General features: G+C 25.6%; 1 protein-coding gene. It reads right to left on the minus strand.

Going from position 1 to position 449, the window contains the following annotated elements; genetic code table 11:
• Positions 1-326 (minus strand): helix-turn-helix domain-containing protein (locus F1741_RS02215; RefSeq protein ID WP_193310888.1); only part of this gene is annotated, 326 nt, incomplete at its 3' end.
• Positions 327-449: the final 123 nt, after the last annotated feature.

Here is a 449-nt window from a genome sequence, read left to right on the forward strand (position 1 = left end):
CGATGAAATTCTTTTTGATTAAACCATTGAGTCCATCTTCTTATTTGTTCTTTATTATGAATATGGAATTTTTGTTGAATAGTTTTGAGAGAATGGCCTTCTTGTTTCATAAAAACGACTTTTAATTTAGTTTCCAAAGGATAAAGACGATTTTTTCTTTTAAAATCAGGAATTTTAAATTTAGCGAGCCAAGCGTAAATAAGAGATTTATGACTTAAATTAAATTTTTTCACAATTTGGTTATCGCTCATTATCCCTGCTTGTCTGGCTATGACTACTTTTTGTTTAGTTTCTAAAGAATATTTTTTTAATATTTTAGGAGACATTTTGGAGTATTTCAACCTCATTTTTTCTCTTTTCATTACTAAAACACGAACATTCCTATTATAAATAGTTTTTAAGTAATTAAAAGGTTTTTTTTGTTAATCTCCTAAATAAAAGTAAAAAAG

Origin of the sequence: 'Cynodon dactylon' phytoplasma (genome assembly GCF_009268075.1) — a bacterium.
Classification (GTDB): Bacteria; Bacillota_I; Bacilli_A; order Acholeplasmatales; family Acholeplasmataceae; genus Phytoplasma; species Phytoplasma cynodontis.